The sequence below is a fragment of the Sessilibacter corallicola genome (genome assembly GCF_021290925.1).
Lineage (GTDB): Bacteria > Pseudomonadota > Gammaproteobacteria > Pseudomonadales > Cellvibrionaceae > Sessilibacter > Sessilibacter corallicola.
In genome coordinates this window covers 968,652-985,146 of record NZ_JAJSLX010000001.1, presented here as the reverse complement: position 1 = coordinate 985,146, position 16,495 = coordinate 968,652, and the positions used below count along the sequence as shown (strand labels likewise).

At 44.8% G+C, this 16,495-nt stretch carries 13 protein-coding genes; 9 read left to right on the top strand and 4 right to left on the bottom strand.

The genetic code is table 11. The annotated features are described in order from the left end of the window. Positions 1-463 precede the first annotated feature (463 nt). The 3 genes from carA to greA all read left to right on the top strand — a co-directional run bounded on the left by carA (position 464) and on the right by greA (position 5,485). A complete protein-coding gene (carA, locus tag LU361_RS04105; protein WP_233087083.1) occupies positions 464-1,591 on the top strand; it encodes a glutamine-hydrolyzing carbamoyl-phosphate synthase small subunit in 1,128 nt (375 codons plus the stop codon). A 120-nt stretch (positions 1,592-1,711) separates the two neighbouring features. Beyond that, a complete protein-coding gene (carB, locus tag LU361_RS04100) occupies positions 1,712-4,927 on the top strand; it encodes a carbamoyl-phosphate synthase large subunit (RefSeq protein WP_233087080.1) in 3,216 nt (1,071 codons plus the stop codon). Positions 4,928-5,008: 81 nt separating this feature from the next. Continuing rightward, positions 5,009-5,485, top strand: coding sequence for a transcription elongation factor GreA (gene greA / locus LU361_RS04095; RefSeq protein ID WP_233087073.1), 477 nt, complete (start codon positions 5,009-5,011; stop codon positions 5,483-5,485). 78 nt (positions 5,486-5,563) lie between these two features. On the opposite strand, the gene LU361_RS04090 is transcribed toward greA, so the two are convergent. Both LU361_RS04090 and LU361_RS04085 read right to left on the bottom strand, forming a co-directional pair. Beyond that, the gene (locus LU361_RS04090) at positions 5,564-5,872 is read right to left on the bottom strand and encodes a YhbY family RNA-binding protein (protein ID WP_233087071.1); all 309 of its coding nucleotides are present in this window, start codon (positions 5,870-5,872) and stop codon (positions 5,564-5,566) included. Positions 5,873-6,159: 287 nt separating this feature from the next. After that, positions 6,160-6,558 (bottom strand): hypothetical protein, encoded by a 399-nt coding sequence (locus LU361_RS04085; protein WP_233087070.1) that lies wholly within the window; start codon positions 6,556-6,558, stop codon positions 6,160-6,162. Between the two features lie 720 nt (positions 6,559-7,278). Between LU361_RS04085 and LU361_RS04080 the strand changes: the two genes are divergently transcribed. Genes LU361_RS04080 through LU361_RS04070 form a run of 3 tightly spaced genes read left to right on the top strand, consistent with a single transcriptional unit; the run spans position 7,279 to position 10,015 of the window. Continuing rightward, the gene (locus LU361_RS04080) at positions 7,279-8,871 is read left to right on the top strand and encodes a flavin monoamine oxidase family protein (protein WP_233087067.1); all 1,593 of its coding nucleotides are present in this window, start codon (positions 7,279-7,281) and stop codon (positions 8,869-8,871) included. Positions 8,872-8,881: 10 nt separating this feature from the next. Then, positions 8,882-9,502, top strand: coding sequence for a c-type cytochrome (locus tag LU361_RS04075; protein ID WP_233087065.1), 621 nt, complete (start codon positions 8,882-8,884; stop codon positions 9,500-9,502). A gap of 12 nt (positions 9,503-9,514) precedes the next feature. Beyond that, positions 9,515-10,015, top strand: a complete 501-nt coding sequence (locus LU361_RS04070) for a RidA family protein (RefSeq protein WP_233087063.1) — start codon at positions 9,515-9,517, stop codon at positions 10,013-10,015. 45 nt (positions 10,016-10,060) lie between these two features. Here LU361_RS04070 and LU361_RS04065 read toward each other — a convergent pair whose 3' ends face one another. Next, the gene (locus tag LU361_RS04065; RefSeq protein ID WP_233087061.1) at positions 10,061-10,753 is read right to left on the bottom strand and encodes a response regulator; all 693 of its coding nucleotides are present in this window, start codon (positions 10,751-10,753) and stop codon (positions 10,061-10,063) included. Beyond that, complete coding sequence (locus LU361_RS04060; protein ID WP_233087060.1) at positions 10,746-12,218, bottom strand: ATP-binding protein; 1,473 nt, start codon at positions 12,216-12,218, stop codon at positions 10,746-10,748. Before LU361_RS04060 ends, LU361_RS04065 begins: the two co-directional genes overlap by 8 nt. Before the next feature lie 164 nt (positions 12,219-12,382). Here LU361_RS04060 and rlmE point away from each other — a divergent pair, with 164 nt between their 5' ends. The 3 genes from rlmE to folP all read left to right on the top strand — a co-directional run bounded on the left by rlmE (position 12,383) and on the right by folP (position 16,290). Then, the gene (gene rlmE / locus LU361_RS04055; protein ID WP_233087059.1) at positions 12,383-13,009 is read left to right on the top strand and encodes a 23S rRNA (uridine(2552)-2'-O)-methyltransferase RlmE; all 627 of its coding nucleotides are present in this window, start codon (positions 12,383-12,385) and stop codon (positions 13,007-13,009) included. Between the two features lie 384 nt (positions 13,010-13,393). Beyond that, positions 13,394-15,301, top strand: a complete 1,908-nt coding sequence (ftsH, locus tag LU361_RS04050; protein ID WP_233087058.1) for an ATP-dependent zinc metalloprotease FtsH — start codon at positions 13,394-13,396, stop codon at positions 15,299-15,301. Positions 15,302-15,435: 134 nt separating this feature from the next. Then, a complete protein-coding gene (folP, locus tag LU361_RS04045) occupies positions 15,436-16,290 on the top strand; it encodes a dihydropteroate synthase (RefSeq protein WP_233087056.1) in 855 nt (284 codons plus the stop codon). The last annotated feature ends 205 nt before the right edge of the window (positions 16,291-16,495 follow it).

The following is a 16,495-nucleotide window of genomic DNA, read 5'->3' as shown; positions in this document are numbered from 1 at the left end:
CTAAATAAAAGACGTGCTCTGGTCGCTGGTAATTTTGCTACGTTCAAAATTATCGCCCTATTTTGAATAAGTGATAAAGTTTGAACAAACAGTAAGTGCGCCTGTAACCAAACGTAATACGCTGGAATGTGGCATCCGTTACGGAGCCAATCCACAGTCTGTAAAAGCGAGGTGAAGCAAATAGCTTTGTCTCGCTTTTTTGTACGCGAATGTGTTTCAAAAAAGATAGGTAGCAGTAAATCACCTGTCTTGAACTAAAAAATCCCGAGGCTTCAATCTCCGGACACCGCGCAGTTTGTGTGGCGGTAGTGTTCGGCAAAAATTTGGCCTTTGCCGACACGTAAAGTAGTAAAAGTTTTTTAATTCACCAACTATTATTGGTGTTGTATTTCATCTTAATTCTGTGTTGTTGAGATGAACCTAGATTCTTGTCAACACAGGTGCTCTGAGTTAGGAGGCAGCTTTGTTTTTTGGGGAATTAAAACCCGCCGTATTGGTTCTGCAAGATGGCACGATTTTTCGCGGACGATCCATTGGTGCACAGGGTGCTTCCGTAGGGGAAGTGGTTTTCAATACATCCATGACGGGCTACCAAGAGATACTTACCGACCCTTCATACGCACGTCAGATAGTCACTTTAACTTATCCACACATTGGTAATACCGGAACCAACAGCGAAGACGAAGAGCGTGAAAAGCTCTGGTGCTCAGGCTTGATTATTCGCGATTTCCCATTACTTGCCAGCAATTTCCGCAATCAACAGTCATTAGACGAATACCTTGAGAAACACAACATCCTGGGAATTTGTGATATTGACACGCGTAAATTGACCCGAATTCTTCGTGACAAAGGCGCGCAAAACGGCTGCATCATGGCCGGCGATGTGGACGAAGCGAAAGCACTTGAGATGGCGAAATCCTTCGCGGGTCTCAAGGGAATGGATCTCGCTAAAGAAGTGACCACCGAAAAGCCGTTCGAATGGAAAGAAGGTGTTTGGAAGCTTGGTGAAGGTCACAGTGATATTGAGTCGCCCAAATACAAAGTGGTTGCTTACGATTTTGGTGTGAAGCGCAATATTCTGAGAATGTTGGCTGAGCGCGGCTGTGAACTCACGGTTGTACCTGCAAAAACACCGGCTTCAGAGGTGATTGCGATGAAACCAGACGGTGTGTTCTTATCCAACGGTCCCGGCGATCCAGAGCCTTGTGATTACGCCATCGAGGCGATCAAAGAAATCCTTGCGAGCAACATTCCAACGTTTGGCATCTGCTTGGGCCATCAATTGTTGGGCCTTGCCTGCGGTGCGAAAACGGTAAAAATGAAGTTTGGCCACCACGGCGGTAACCATCCGGTGCAAGACATCGAAAGCGGAAAGGTGATGATTACCTCGCAAAACCACGGTTTTGCTGTGGATGAAACCAGCTTGCCGGAAACGCTCAAGGTCACTCATAAATCGTTGTTTGACGGCTCGCTTCAAGGAATTGCCAGCACTGTGCATCCAGCGTTCAGTTTCCAAGGGCATCCAGAAGCAAGCCCAGGGCCGCACGATTTAGCACCGTTGTTTGATCAGTTTGTAGAGATGATGGCGTAACCAACCAACGGTTATTGCCAGCAACGCAAATATCACCAACGACGCAAAGTCACACCGAATAATTTATCAGCAGCGATTTGAATTGCGCTGAAAACTTAAGAGACATACAGATTTTTCGCTATGCCAAAAAGAACCGACCTTAAAAGTATTCTCATCATTGGTGCCGGCCCAATTGTTATCGGTCAGGCGTGTGAGTTTGACTACTCTGGCGCACAAGCGTGTAAAGCGTTGCGTGAAGAAGGTTATCGAGTCATTCTCGTCAACTCCAACCCGGCAACCATCATGACCGATCCGGCCATGGCCGACGCTACTTACATTGAGCCTATCGAGTGGCAAACCGTTGCGAAAATTGTCGAAAAAGAACGCCCAGATGCGATTCTGCCAACCATGGGTGGTCAAACGGCGTTGAATTGCGCGCTGGATCTGCACGAAAACGGCATTCTTGAAAAGTACAACGTTGAGCTGATTGGTGCGAACTACGAAGCCATTCACAAAGCCGAAGATCGAAACCTATTCGACCAAGCCATGAAACGCATTGGTCTTGAGTGTGCACGTGCGGAAATCGTACACACTCTCGATGAAGCGATGGAAGTGCCTAAGCGTTTGGGCTTCCCGGTAATTATTCGGCCATCGTTCACTATGGGTGGTTCCGGTGGCGGTATCGCCTACAACTGGGAAGAGTTCGAGCAGATTTGTGTTCGCGGTTTGGATCTTTCCCCAACCAATGAATTGTTGATCGACGAATCCTTACTCGGCTGGAAAGAGTACGAGATGGAAGTGGTTCGCGATAAAAACGACAACTGCATTATCGTTTGTTCCATCGAAAACTTTGACCCAATGGGCGTTCACACGGGTGACTCCATTACGGTTGCACCGGCACAGACGTTGACCGATAAAGAGTTGCAAATCATGCGTGACGCCTCGCTGGCCGTCTTGCGTGAAATCGGTGTTGAAACCGGTGGTTCTAACGTTCAGTTTGCAGTAAATCCTGATAACGGCCGCTTGGTTGTGATCGAGATGAACCCGCGTGTTTCTCGCTCTTCTGCCTTGGCATCAAAAGCGACTGGTTTCCCGATTGCAAAAGTTGCAGCGAAATTAGCGGTTGGTTACACCTTAGATGAGCTGAAAAATGACATCACCGGTGGCGCAACGCCTGCGTCGTTCGAGCCGTCCATTGATTACGTTGTTACCAAGATTCCTCGTTTCACCTTTGAAAAATTTGGTGAAGCAGATGCGCGTTTAACCACGCAAATGAAATCTGTGGGTGAAGTCATGGCCATCGGCCGTACTTTCCAAGAATCCATGCAAAAGGCATTGCGTGGTTTGGAAGTTGGCTCAGCAGGTTTTGAACCTATCGTTGATCTCGGGTCTGACGACGCAAAAGAACAAATTTTCCGCGATTTAAGCACACCAGGTGCGAACCGAATTTGGTATGTCGCTGATGCTTTCCGCGCCGGTATGAGTGTGGATGAAGTATTCAACGCATCAAAAATTGATCGTTGGTTCTTGGTTCAAATTGAAGAATTGGTCGATATCGAAAACCAATTGGCGAGCAAGCCATCGGCTGAAATCGACGCTCAAACCATGTTTTATCTCAAGCGCAAAGGTTTCTCCGATGTACGCTTGGCGAGCTTGCTTGGCGTGAGTGAAAAAGCGCTGCGCAATCAGCGTCGTAAGTTGGGCGTAATGCCAACCTACAAGCGCGTTGATACTTGTGCGGCAGAATTCAGCACATCAACAGCATACATGTATTCCACTTACGAAGAAGAGTGTGAATCTAACCCGAGTGATCGTGACAAGATCATGGTGCTCGGTGGCGGTCCAAACCGTATCGGTCAGGGCATCGAGTTCGATTACTGCTGTGTTCACGCCGCTCTCGCGATGCGCGATGACGGCTACGAAACCATTATGGTGAACTGTAACCCAGAAACCGTTTCTACCGATTACGATACGTCCGATCGTTTGTATTTCGAGCCGGTAACGCTTGAAGACGTGCTTGAAATTGTTCACAAAGAAAAACCAAAAGGTGTGATTGTTCAGTTTGGTGGTCAAACCCCACTGAAACTGGCTCGTGCTTTGGAAGCGGAAGGTGTGCCGATTATTGGTACGTCACCTGAAGCGATCGATCGTGCTGAAGACCGTGAGCGTTTCCAGCAAATGATTGAGCGTTTGGGTTTAAAACAACCGTCCAATGCCATTGTTCGCACCACCGAAGAAGCGCTTCGCAAAGCAGAAGCGGTAGGTTATCCATTGGTGGTTCGTCCGTCCTACGTTTTGGGTGGCCGTGCTATGGAAATCGTTCATAAAGAGTCTGAGCTTGTCACCTATATGCGTGAAGCGGTTCAGGTATCTGATGACGCGCCAGTGTTGTTGGATCACTTCTTAAACTCGGCAATTGAAGTCGATATCGACGCCGTGTCTGATGGTGAAGTGGTTGTGATTGGCGCAATCATGCAGCACATTGAGCAATGTGGTGTCCATTCTGGTGACTCCGCGTGTTCTTTACCGCCGTACTCACTGCCAAATGACGTTCAAGACCAAATGCGTGATCAAGTAAAACGCATGGCGCTTGAATTGGGTGTGGTTGGTTTGATGAACGTACAGTTGGCTTACCAAGGTGGCGAGATTTACGTTATCGAAGTGAACCCACGCGCCTCACGTACTGTGCCGTTTGTATCAAAATGTATCGGTATTTCCTTGGCGAAGGTTGCTGCTCGTTGTCAGGCGGGGCAGTCGTTGGAGTCTCAAGGCTTCACTAAAGAGGTAATTCCTTCTTATTACAGCGTTAAAGAAGCCGTATTCCCATTCAATAAATTCCCAGCTGTTGATCCAATTCTCGGCCCAGAGATGAAATCTACCGGTGAAGTGATGGGAGTTGGCGAAACCTTTGCAGAAGCTTATGCCAAAGCGCAAAAAGGTGCTGGTGATGCGATTCCTGAAAGTGGCACGGTATTTTTGAGTGTTCGCGACTTCGATAAACCTAATATCGGTCAAATGGCGAAAGAGTTCTTGGATTTAGGATTCAAGATTGTTGCAACTCCTGGAACCGCAGCTGCGATTTCTGAGCTAGGTTTGGAAGTGACAGCGGTCAATAAAGTGAATCAGGCCAGACCAAATATTGTTGATTTGATCAAGAACGATGAGGTAGATTTGGTGGTTAATACCACTGAAGGTAAGGTCGCTATTCGTGACTCTGCGGATATCCGCCGTAGCGCTGAGGCGCATTCCGTCTACTACACCACAACGCTTGCTGGTGGTATGGCGGTTTGTAATGCGTTGCGTCACAGCGGCGACACAATCGTTCGCAGGCTTCAAGAACTTCACGCCCTAGTGTAAGTCAATAAGCGTCTGCCATTAATTTGATCACTGCCTTGGTAACAATCCACACAGGCAGTGATTCTAAATCCAAGGAAAACAATGACTAAATACCCAATGACCGTAGAGGGGTCAAAAGCCCTTGAAGCGGAACTAGAGCATTTGAAAAAAGTAGACCGTCCGCGCATTGTTGAGGCGATTGCAGAAGCTCGTGAGCACGGTGATTTAAAAGAGAATGCGGAATATCACGCGGCGCGTGAACAGCAAAGTTTTTGTGAAGGTCGTATTCAAGAAATTGAAGGCAAACTCAGCAATGCTCAAATTATTGACGTTACTCAAATGCCTGCCAGCGACAAAGTAATTTTCGGTGTGACCGTCGATATTATCAATATTGAAGACGAGTCGGCGCTGAGCTACAAGATCGTTGGCGACGACGAAGCTGACGTTAAAGCCAACAAAATTTCGGTTAACTCGCCCATTGCTCGCGGTTTGATTGGCAAAGAGATTGGCGACATCGTAGCGATTCGCACCCCAGGTGGTGAAGTTGAATACGAAATTGACGATGTTCGTTATGTCTGATTAGCTTTTGTTGAGCTTGCCATTCAGAACAAAAAAGCCAGCGTACGCTGGCTTTTTTTATGGCTGTTGCTTTATCCGTTATGGTAAAAAGCGCAAATTGGTCAGTTTGGGGTTGGGTTTTCCCGCTTTTTTGAACAGCAAAACGGTCTTACCGATTTCTTGAACAATCTCTGCCCCAGTCTGCTCGACAATGTCCCCTGTGACGGACTTTCTTACGTCTCTCTCGGCGATCGCGACTTTAATTTTGATCAGCTCGTGATCGCGTAGCGCGCGAAATAGCTCATCCAAAACCCCTTCGGTGATCCCATTTCCGGCAATGGTAACGATTGGCTTCAGATTGTGGCCAATTGCGCGGTATTGTTTTTTGGTATCAGAAGAGAGCGGCATTTAGGTTCCTTGGTGTAAATCGACGGTGTTTGCTCAGACGGGCCTCTATTCTTAATAGGCGTTGTCTTGTGAGCGACTTCAAAAGGCGCGCGATTCTAGCATAAGTATTGTGGAGAAAACACACAATTTCCATTCCGGTTAACTGGTTATGATCAAAGTAGCGGATTGCAGATGACTTGCGGGTGGGCCATCAAAAGCCCATATTTCAGGGACGTTTGACGGCTCAAATTGGATGGCTGATTAGAGAAGGCAGATGAACTCGTTTGGTCTGTGGATTCTAGGGCCTATTAACGCTCGTCTTCGTGATGTCTCGACTTGCGGTGTTTGCGTGCCTCTTTGAATTTTTGTTTCATCAAGGCTCTCATTGCCTGACGGAATTCCTCTTTTTCATCGTCACTCAGCAAGCCATCGACTTCGGATTTAAAGTCATCTCTAACCGAGACCACTTTCTCCCGATGTTCGGTAAACAGAATTTGCATTTGTTCGTCGTGGGACGATATAAGCGTTTTTAGCTCGTCTTTAATTTCGTCCGAAAGCGCCAAGCCATCCACAACTTCTAACCTTTGTTCTGCGACCTCATCATCAAAGTGGTGCATCATCATGGGCCACTTGGGCCCCATTGCTAATGCGGTTGCTGTGGTGAAAAGGGCGACTGAAGCAATAACAATTTTTACGGCTTTTTTCATAGGTATCTCTCCTCGATGAGATGTATCAATTCATCGTTTTAGTATGGAAATTAATTGAGGAGTAAATATGCACACAATGTGGAATGTGGTGTTTATACGAAAATTGATATTTATTGTTATCAGTTTTTTTATATTTATTAACGAGTTAGGCGATACTGTTTAACGTATTTCTTCATTATTGGAATTAAGCTCTCTTCACTGCTTCGTATTAAAGAGATTTAAAGAGATTTGTTGCTCGGTGATGAAAACTCTTTAGAAACACCCCGATTGGCTCTCACAATATTAAAGATCCTATTTTTTGTGGCGGCCATAGAATGTGTGAAAAAATACACTTGCCCTATTTTGGTTTTATTTAGTGGTGGATAAATAAATAAAGAGTTAATTTGGTTCACAAAAGTGTTGGCAGCGATTATTTTTGATTTTACTTTTATATTCGTAGAAATAATGAAAGCCAAAAAATAAAAATAAAAACGTGGAACTCTTTTTAAGAAAACAGAACGTATTTCTCATTATTACTCTGTTGTGAACTCATTATTTGTTTAATTGTTTGAATTGGTCAGAAAATCGCAGTAAATACCAGTTTTTTATCAATAAAAACTAACAGTTATAGTGAGTAGGATTATCAGTATTATTTCGTAAATATTCACTAAATAGCATGTGTTTAGAAAGTGTAATTCATTCTTTGATGGGACTGTTTTTTGCTACTGTCGCGACTCTGAAATGAATAAATTAAAGATGGGTAGCGGTAAAATGAAAAACTTGTCTCGGCGAGAGTTGCTTCTCTTAATGGCTTCAATCGGTGGATCTACTGCCGTTCTCAATACAGCTCATGCACTTGGTTTGGTGGATTCCCCTGCTCCTGGAAAACCTCTAACAATTAAACCCGCATCAGGGAAACAAAAAAAGATTGTTATTTTAGGTGGCGGTATTGCGGGTCTCTGTACCGCGTACGAATTGGAGCGGGTGGGTTATGACTGCACCATTTTAGAAGCATCACACCGCATCGGTGGACGCAATTTAACGTTGCGCCACGGCGATTTCATTGACGAGTTAGGGCGTCCGAATTACTGCAATTTTGATGAAGACCCAAATTTATACTTTAACACCGGCCCTGCGCGAATCCCTGGTCACCACCGTCGCCTATTGGGATACTGTAAAACCCTCGGTGTGCCTTTACATGTACGCGCTAACGAAAGCCGCTTAGCGTACTGCCACGACACAAACGCTTTTGGTGGCAAGCCGATTCGTATCGGCCAAGTTATTTCTGATACTCGCGGTTTTTTATCGGAGCTTGTCCAAAAAGGTGTGAAAGCGGATGCATTTGATCAAGAGCTTTCGAAAGACGATCAAGAGCGTTTGATGGCGTTTTCTAAATTCTTCGGCGATTTAAAAGATAATGGCGTTTACGAAGGAACGACTCGTGCAGGCTCAAAAACTGAAAGAATGTTAGACCACAGCACGCCGACTGATACTTTAAATTTTAAAGAGATGCTGAAATCCAACACTTGGTGGTCAGCCGTTTTTGCCAGTGAGCACTACGACTGGGCGGCGCCGGTGATGGAGCCGATCGGTGGCATGGATCGAATTGTGGCAGGTTTTGCTAGAAATATTAAATCGCCTATTTATTTGCAGTCCCAAGTTCAATCGATAGAAGTGTTAGACGACGGTGTAACGGTAACCTACTTAAACAAAGGTAAAATCAAAACCATTAAGTCAGATTACTGCTTTAACAATATCCCTGCATACTTTATGTCAGGTATAGAAAACAACTTATCGAAGCCTTACACAGATGCCTTAGCAAGTATGGAGCGCGGCCACCTTTTCAAAGTGGCTTTTCAAATGAAAAAGCGTTTTTGGGAAGAGGAAGGCATTTACGGTGGCATCAGTTACACCAACCAAAATATCAGCCAATTGTGGTACCCATCCCACGATATTCACACTGAAAAAGGTATTATGTTGGGCGCTTACGGTTGGGATACTGACAGAGCGTTACCATTGGAAGCGATGGAACTGGATGAACGCTTAAAATACGCTGCGTCTCAAGGTGACAAGATCCATAAAAATTATTCTTCGTATATCGAAGCAGGCGCCAGTGTAATGTGGGCGCGAATGAATCATATGATGGGATGCAGTGCAGGTTTGCCAGAAGGCAGAGAAGACGAAGTTTTATCGCGGCTTTACAAACCTGAGGGGCGTCACTTTATGATTGGCGATCAGGTTTCGCGGCACTCAGGATGGCAAGAAGCGGCATTGGCTTCGGCTCACAACGCAATGAATCAATTCAGTCATATGGTTACTGAGAAAAATGCTTAAGGAGCGAGCCGTGAAAAATAGTATTTTTGTTGTTGTCAGTATTATTGTTACCAGTTGGGTTAGCTTAGCTAAAGCAGAGCCCTTTAAAGATGTTCCTGAAAAATATCGAGTGTGCACGGTTTGTCACGGTGCTCAATTGCGTGGTAATGAAGTGACTAAAGCACCGACACTTGCAACACTGCCTGCTTGGTACATTGAAAATCAGTTAATTGGATTTCGAAACGAATGGCGAGGCAAGCATCCAGAAGATTATCCTGGATCTGAAATGTACCCAGTTGCAGAAAGCTTAAGCGAAAAAGAAATTTCGAAGGTGTCGAAATTTATTGAAGCATTGCCAAAATCCAATAAACATACTCAAATCGTAAAAGGTGATTCTGCGAAGGGGAAAGAACTTTACGCGACTTGCGCTGCCTGTCATGGTGCTGATGCGCAAGGGAATGAAGTATTGTCTGCGCCGCCGTTGCTGGTGCAAGGGGATTGGTACATCAAACAACAATTACTGAATTTTAAAAATGGATTGCGTGGCAAGGTCAGTGACGACGCCCGTGGCGCTACTATGGCTGCGGCAATTACCAGTTTGAACTCCGACAGTGATATCGACGATATTGTTGCTTATTTATCTACACTCTAACGAGGAATTATAATGAAAAAAGGTTTTTTCCTATCTGCTGCCTTACTGTTTTTGGCTCAATTTAGTTGGGCTGAGGTGACCCGTTATCCATTACCTAATAACAGTACCTTTCCAATTGCTCGAGCAGTAGAAGTTCCACCAGAGACCACATTGATTTACCACAGTGGCCAAGTACCTAAGCCTTTTAATACGAAAGCCGAAAGAGGCAGCAGAGAATATTACGGCGATACTTATACTCAAGCGATGAGTGTATTCGAGAAGTTCGAAGCTTCTTTTAAAGATTTGGGTGTTGGCTTTAAAGACGCCGTTAAATTAACTGTTTTTCTTGTTGGCGATCCTGCCATGGATGGAAAAATGGACTTTAAAGGTTTTATGAAAGCATACACTCAGTTCTTTGGTACAGAAGAGCAACCTAATTTGCCTGCGCGTTCTGCAATCCAAATTGCTGGATTAGCCGGTGGTCCTGGTATGCTGGTTGAGATTGAAATGGTTCTAGCGAAACCAAATAAATAAGTACTACTTATTTATCATAAAAAAGGCGACGTTAAGTCGCCTTTTTTAGTTGGGCTCGTATTTATAACCTACGCCATAAACTGAATGAATAATTTCCTGCTGGTCTGAATCTTGGTTTAACTTCTTTCTCAGTTTTTTGATGTGACTGTCAATGGTGCGTTCACTGACGATTCGGTAGTCTTTGTAAATTCTATCCATAATTAAATTTCTGGAAAAAATTCTCCCCGGTTCACTCATTAATAATTCCAACAGTGCGGTTTCGGTTGCGGTTAAATCGATGGTTTTGCCGCAGATAACGACTTGGCATTTTTGCGGTCGCAGCTCTATAGGGATTGTTAGTTCGATTTCCTGCGTTGATGATTGTACGCGTCGTAAAACGGTTTTTACCCTGGCGACGACTTCTCTTGGGCTGTAAGGTTTACAAATATAATCATCCGCGCCTAGTTCCAATCCCAAGAGTCGATCAATTTCCTCGACTTTCGCGGTAGTGATTAAAATGGGAATATTCCAACGTTGACGAATTAATTTGCACACTTCTAACCCGTCTAACCCTGGCAACATTAAATCTAAGATAATGGCGTCGGTTTTATTTTCCTCAAGCCAAGCTATAACCTCATCACCTCTCGCGATAATATGCGTTTGATAATTCGATGCTCGAAAGTAATCCTGAAGTAATTCCGACAGCGTCGGTTCATCTTCAACAATCAACAAATTTTTAGGTTCTGTAGCGTTATCCATGACTTTGGCTCTTGGAGGGTATTAGACACGTTATTTTTAATCCGCCTAACTTGGAAAGTTCTGCTCCTATGCTTCCGTGATGAGCATTAATAATGTTTTTACAGATGGCAAGGCCAATGCCGGCACCGCCATAATCTCGATTGCGAGAACTTTCTGAGCGATACAGTGTGTCGAACAATTGCGGTAAATCCTGTTCTGCCACGCCTGGCTTGGTATCTTCAATGACTATTTTTAGATTATCATTTTCGTGTGAGCAGGTTAGAGTGACTAATCCGGGTGCGTCTGTGTAGCGTAAACTGTTGGTGAGTAAATTAAGAAGCAGTTGTTCAAGGCGATCAGAATCAACGAGGAGCTGGTAGTTTTCAGGTAAAGAAATGGTTGTATTTAATTCCAGTGCTTTTTCTCGGTACGCCGCTTCAACACCCAGAGTAATGGATTCGATAATTGGGTGAATCAACTGGGTTTTCTTTTTGTAATTTAATGCACCCAACTCTGAAAGAGACAGCTGATACAAATCGTTGATTAGTGTATTTAATTGGTTGATTTGTTTTTCCAGAGCTAACAGGTTTTTCGTGTCAGCAGGGCGAATTCCATCCACGAAAGATTCAATTTGGCCTTTAATAAAAGTTACCGGTGTTCTGAGTTCGTGCGAAATATCGGCAACCCAGCGTCGACGTTGCTTTTGGTTGTCTTCCAGGGTTTTTGCGAGGTGATTGAAGTGTTGGCCAAGCTGCGCCAGTTCGTCATGGCCGGAGACCTCGACGCGGGTTTGAAAATTACCTTGGCTTAAATTTTCTGTTGCCGATTGCAGCCTTTTTATTGGCTTCACCAGAAGCGCCGCTATCGGCAGAGCGAATGCCCCAGAAACCACTAAGGCAATGATCCCAAAAAGCAGAAAATTGTTGGATTGTTTTTTTAGGAATTTGAGTTCGCGCTGGGAGCTTTTGTGGTGGTGAAGCGAAAAGCCCAGGTAACCGACCAGTTCACCGTCGACATTGAGCGGACGCCAGTTGAGCACGGGATTGTCTGGCGTGACTATGCCAATCAAAGGTTCTTTGAGTTCATTAGCCAGCACTAAATTAGTTGGAGTTCTAATCGGGCGATTTTTAAAGTGAGGCCTTCTGTGGGGTTTGTCATCACGGTTGCGACGAAATTGCGACGATTGGTCTTCATTGTCGTTGTCTTGCGCAATTCCGAAGGCCTTCAACCACGATCCTCTCTCCAACCGATTCCATTGGCGTGGGTTGTCGGTAAGACGAGAAAAGTCGCCATCCGTTGCGTACAGCTGTTGTAGCTTTGGTGCGAGGTATTCAACCTGTTCCTTGGCCACTCGATTGATATGACCTTTGAAATCTCGATCAAAGCTGTATCGCATCCAGGCGATCATGCCAATCACAACAACCGTTGTGCTTAAGAATAAGGCAAGCCAGATTTTTATGGCTAAGTGAAGTCGAGGCAAACGCATACTTATTGACGATATTTACAGAATCACACGTATAATTGCAGAAATTTCATTCTGGCCCAATGAAATCCGAGCAACTCCATAATTTTTTCTCAATTGCTTGGATGGGTGCTAAATGAACGTAATTCAGTCTTTAAACCCTAGGCGTCAGTAGCGGTATCTAATTTATGTCCCGATCAAAAAGTAGTAATCAGTGGTTGAATGAGCATTTTGGTGATCAGTTCGTCAAACAGTCAAAAAACGACGGTTATCGATCCAGAGCCAGCTACAAACTGATCGAGATTCAGAAGAAAGATAAGCTGATCAAACCGGGCATGTGTGTTTTGGATTTGGGGGCAGCGCCGGGTGGTTGGTCTCAGGTTGCGGTTGAGAATGTCGGCGATCACGGAGTGGTATTCGCTTCCGATATTTTGCCTATGGATTCCATAGCTGGGGTTGAATTTGTTCAGGGTGATTTTACTGAGCAGTCTGTGTACGATGAATTGATCGCCAAAATGGGTGAGTACGGCCATCAAGGTGTGGATCTTGTAATTTCAGATATGGCCCCCAATATGAGTGGTATGTCTGAAATTGATCAACCAAGAGCAATGCATTTGGTTGAACTGGCCTTAGATATGGCCGTCAGCGTGCTCAAGCCAAATGGGAGTTTTGTTGCAAAGGTGTTTCAGGGTGAAGGCTTTGACAGCTACTTGAAACAAGTGCGTGATACCTTTAAGTCTGTAAGTACTCGCAAACCTGATTCTTCCCGCGCACGCTCACGTGAATGTTACTTGGTTGGTAAAGGCCTCAAGTAACTGGGTTAATAATTCAGTCGCCTTAAATTTCAAAAATAGTTAAAACCTGCACTAAATGTGTGTTCTGTTGTACCGCCTCCGGTGAAATTTTTGATTAAATCGACTGTCGGTATGGATAGATAAGATAGTTAAAACGGCGTTGCGCATTTGTTGATGCGTAATTGCTCAATTAGTAGTTTTTATATTGCACGATTTCACGTGTCTTTAGTGTGCTTTTCTTGTCTCTTATAGCTTTTTGTTGCAAAAACTAGAGGCAAATGGCTGGCATAGTAACCTGTTGTTATGCCATGCTTATAATCTTGCGCGTTAAAGCGATTAGGCTCATCTGGAACCTCATACAGTGAGGCTAGCTAATCTATTTATGAGGGTGAATCTTTGAACGATATGGCGAAAAATCTGATTTTGTGGCTGGTAATTGCGGCCGTCCTATTGATCACTTTCAACAGTTTCAATGACACGACTGGACCAACTGAGGTTGATTATTCGCAGTTTGTGGCAGAAGTGAACGCTGATCGCGTCCGATCAGTTACTTTTGATGGTGCAATAATCATTGGTGAGCGCGTTAACGGTGAGCCGTTTAAGGTTGTTAGACCCGCTGTGCTCGACGATCAACTGATGGATGACTTACTCACTCATGATGTCATCGTAAAAGGTCGTGAACCAGAATCACCTAGCCTTCTACAACAGCTTTTAGTCGCTAGTTTCCCGATCCTAATTATTATCGCTGTATTCATGTTCTTCATGCGCCAAATGCAAGGCGGCGCTGGCGGCCGCGGCAGCCCAATGAGCTTTGGTAAAAGTAAAGCTCGTCTATTAGGTGAAGACCAAATTAAAACAACATTTGCCGACGTTGCAGGTGTTGATGAAGCAAAAGAAGACGTTCAAGAATTGGTTGAATTCTTACGTGACCCATCTCGCTTCCAGCGCTTGGGCGGTATGATTCCTCGCGGCGTGTTGATGGCGGGTCCTCCGGGTACCGGTAAAACCTTGCTGGCAAAAGCGATTGCTGGTGAAGCGAAAGTACCATTCTTCTCCATTTCAGGTTCTGACTTCGTCGAGATGTTCGTCGGTGTTGGTGCTTCTCGTGTTCGAGACATGTTCGATCAGGCCAAAAAACAAGCGCCTTGTATCATCTTTATTGATGAGATCGATGCGGTCGGTCGTCATCGTGGCGGCGGTCACGGCGGTGGTCACGACGAGCGTGAGCAAACGTTGAACCAATTGTTGGTTGAGATGGATGGTTTTGAAGGCAGTGAAGGCGTTATCGTTATCGCAGCCACTAACCGCCCAGATGTTCTTGATAAAGCCTTGTTGCGTCCGGGACGTTTTGACCGTCAGGTATTTGTTGGATTGCCAGACATTCGCGGCCGTGAACAAGTACTGAAAGTTCACATGCGCAAAGTGCCTATTGATGAAAGTGTTCAGGCAAGTGTGGTTGCACGCGGTACCCCTGGTTTTTCTGGCGCTGACCTTGCCAACCTAGTTAACGAAGCAGCTCTGTTTGCAGCGCGTGCTAACAAGCGCGTTGTAACTATGGAAGAGTTCGAAAAAGCTCGCGATAAAATCATGATGGGTGCAGAGCGCAAGACCATGGTGATGAGCGAGAAAGAAAAAGAAAACACGGCTTATCACGAAGCGGGCCATGCGATCGTTGGTCGTTTGGTTCCAGAGCACGATCCAGTGCACAAAGTTACGATCATTCCTCGCGGTCGAGCGCTTGGTGTGACTCAGTTCTTGCCAGAAGGCGATAAGTACAGCTACAGCAAACGCGCTATCGAAAGTCAGCTTTGTTCTCTGTTTGGTGGTCGTATTGCCGAAGAGATGACACTGGGTTTTGAAGGTGTCACCACAGGCGCTTCCAACGATATTGAGCGTGCTACTGATCTCGCACGCAATATGGTGACTAAGTGGGGCTTGTCTGAGAAGTTGGGTCCTCTTCATTACGGCGAAGATGAAAGCGGTATGCCGGGTGCTGGAAACCCGAATTATTCTGGTGAAACCAGCAGAACAATCGATGAAGAAGTTCGTGAAATTATTGATCGTTGCTATAAGCGTGCTGAAGAGTTATTGACTGAAAATCGCGACATTCTTGAGGCCATGAAAGACGCGTTAATGGAGTACGAAACCATTGATGCTGAACAAGTGGATGATTTAATGGCACGCAAAAAAATGCGCCCACCAAGAGATTTCCATGACGGTGGCGGTTTTAACAATCATATTAAAGACGATGAAGCGTCTGACGATGGTAAATCTGGTTCTGATTCCATCGGTGGCCCAGCTAAAGACGTTTAATCTTCTAAGTATCGACTCTGATACATAAATAAAAATCGACAACTTTAACCAAGGTTGTCGATTTTTTTGTTTTATAAACGGCTGAAAGCTTTATTCATTATCCCCTGCAAGAAAAACTCTTCGATAACAACCCTATGTCTAATCAAACGCTTACCTGTAACGGCTTAAGTCTCGATCTATCAAAACCCAATGTCATGGGAATTCTCAATATTACGCCTGATTCTTTTTTCGACGGTGGACAACTGTTTCGAAATGGGAAAATTGACGAAGTGGTACTGTTGAGGCGTGTTGAGCAAATGTTATCTGAAGGCGCTGATATATTGGATATCGGCGGTGAATCCACGCGCCCTGGCGCATCGGTAGTTGAGCTTGATGAGGAATTAGATCGTGTTGTTACGGCCGTTAATTTAATTCGAAAACGTTTTGATGTCGTTATCTCGGTCGATACCAGTTCTCCAGAAGTGATGAAACAATCGGTAAATGCTGGGGCTGGAATCATCAACGATATTCGTGCATTGCAAAGAGAAAATGCTGTGACGACGGCTGCAGAATTGAAGGTTCCAGTAGTGCTGATGCATATGCAAGGCGAGCCATCAACAATGCAAAAAGCGCCTGAATATACCGATATTGTTAGTGAGGTTCGGTCGTTTCTTTTGCAGCGAGCTGAGCAATGCAAACTCGCAGGAATTGAATCCAAGCATATAATTTTGGATTTGGGTTTTGGTTTTGGTAAAACCCTGAATCACAATTTGAGCTTAATGAAACATTTATCTGAATTTACTCAATTGCCTTATTTAAATTTGGTGGGCGTGTCTCGAAAATCCATGATTGGTCAGGTGCTCAATAAACCCGTTGAAGATCGCTTGGTGGGCGGCCTGTCCCTTGCCATTCAAGCGCTTAATAAAGGCGCTAAATTCCTGAGAGTTCACGATGTTGGCGAAACTGTGGATGCAGTGAAAATGTTTTCAGCCGTAGAAAAGGCGCTTTAATTGATTAAGAGTTACTAGGGAAGTCTTTTTTTTTCGGAATTAGACTGTGTTAATATTCGCCCATGAAATAAATGGACTCTGCGGAGTTATGACGGTGTAGGCTCTGTCTCGTTGTTTAATCAGAGGTTAGTTAAGTCGCTTAACGTGCTAATCGATACAGAGCCCTCTATTCTAGCCAGTTCTCAATTCGTAAATTATGTGTATG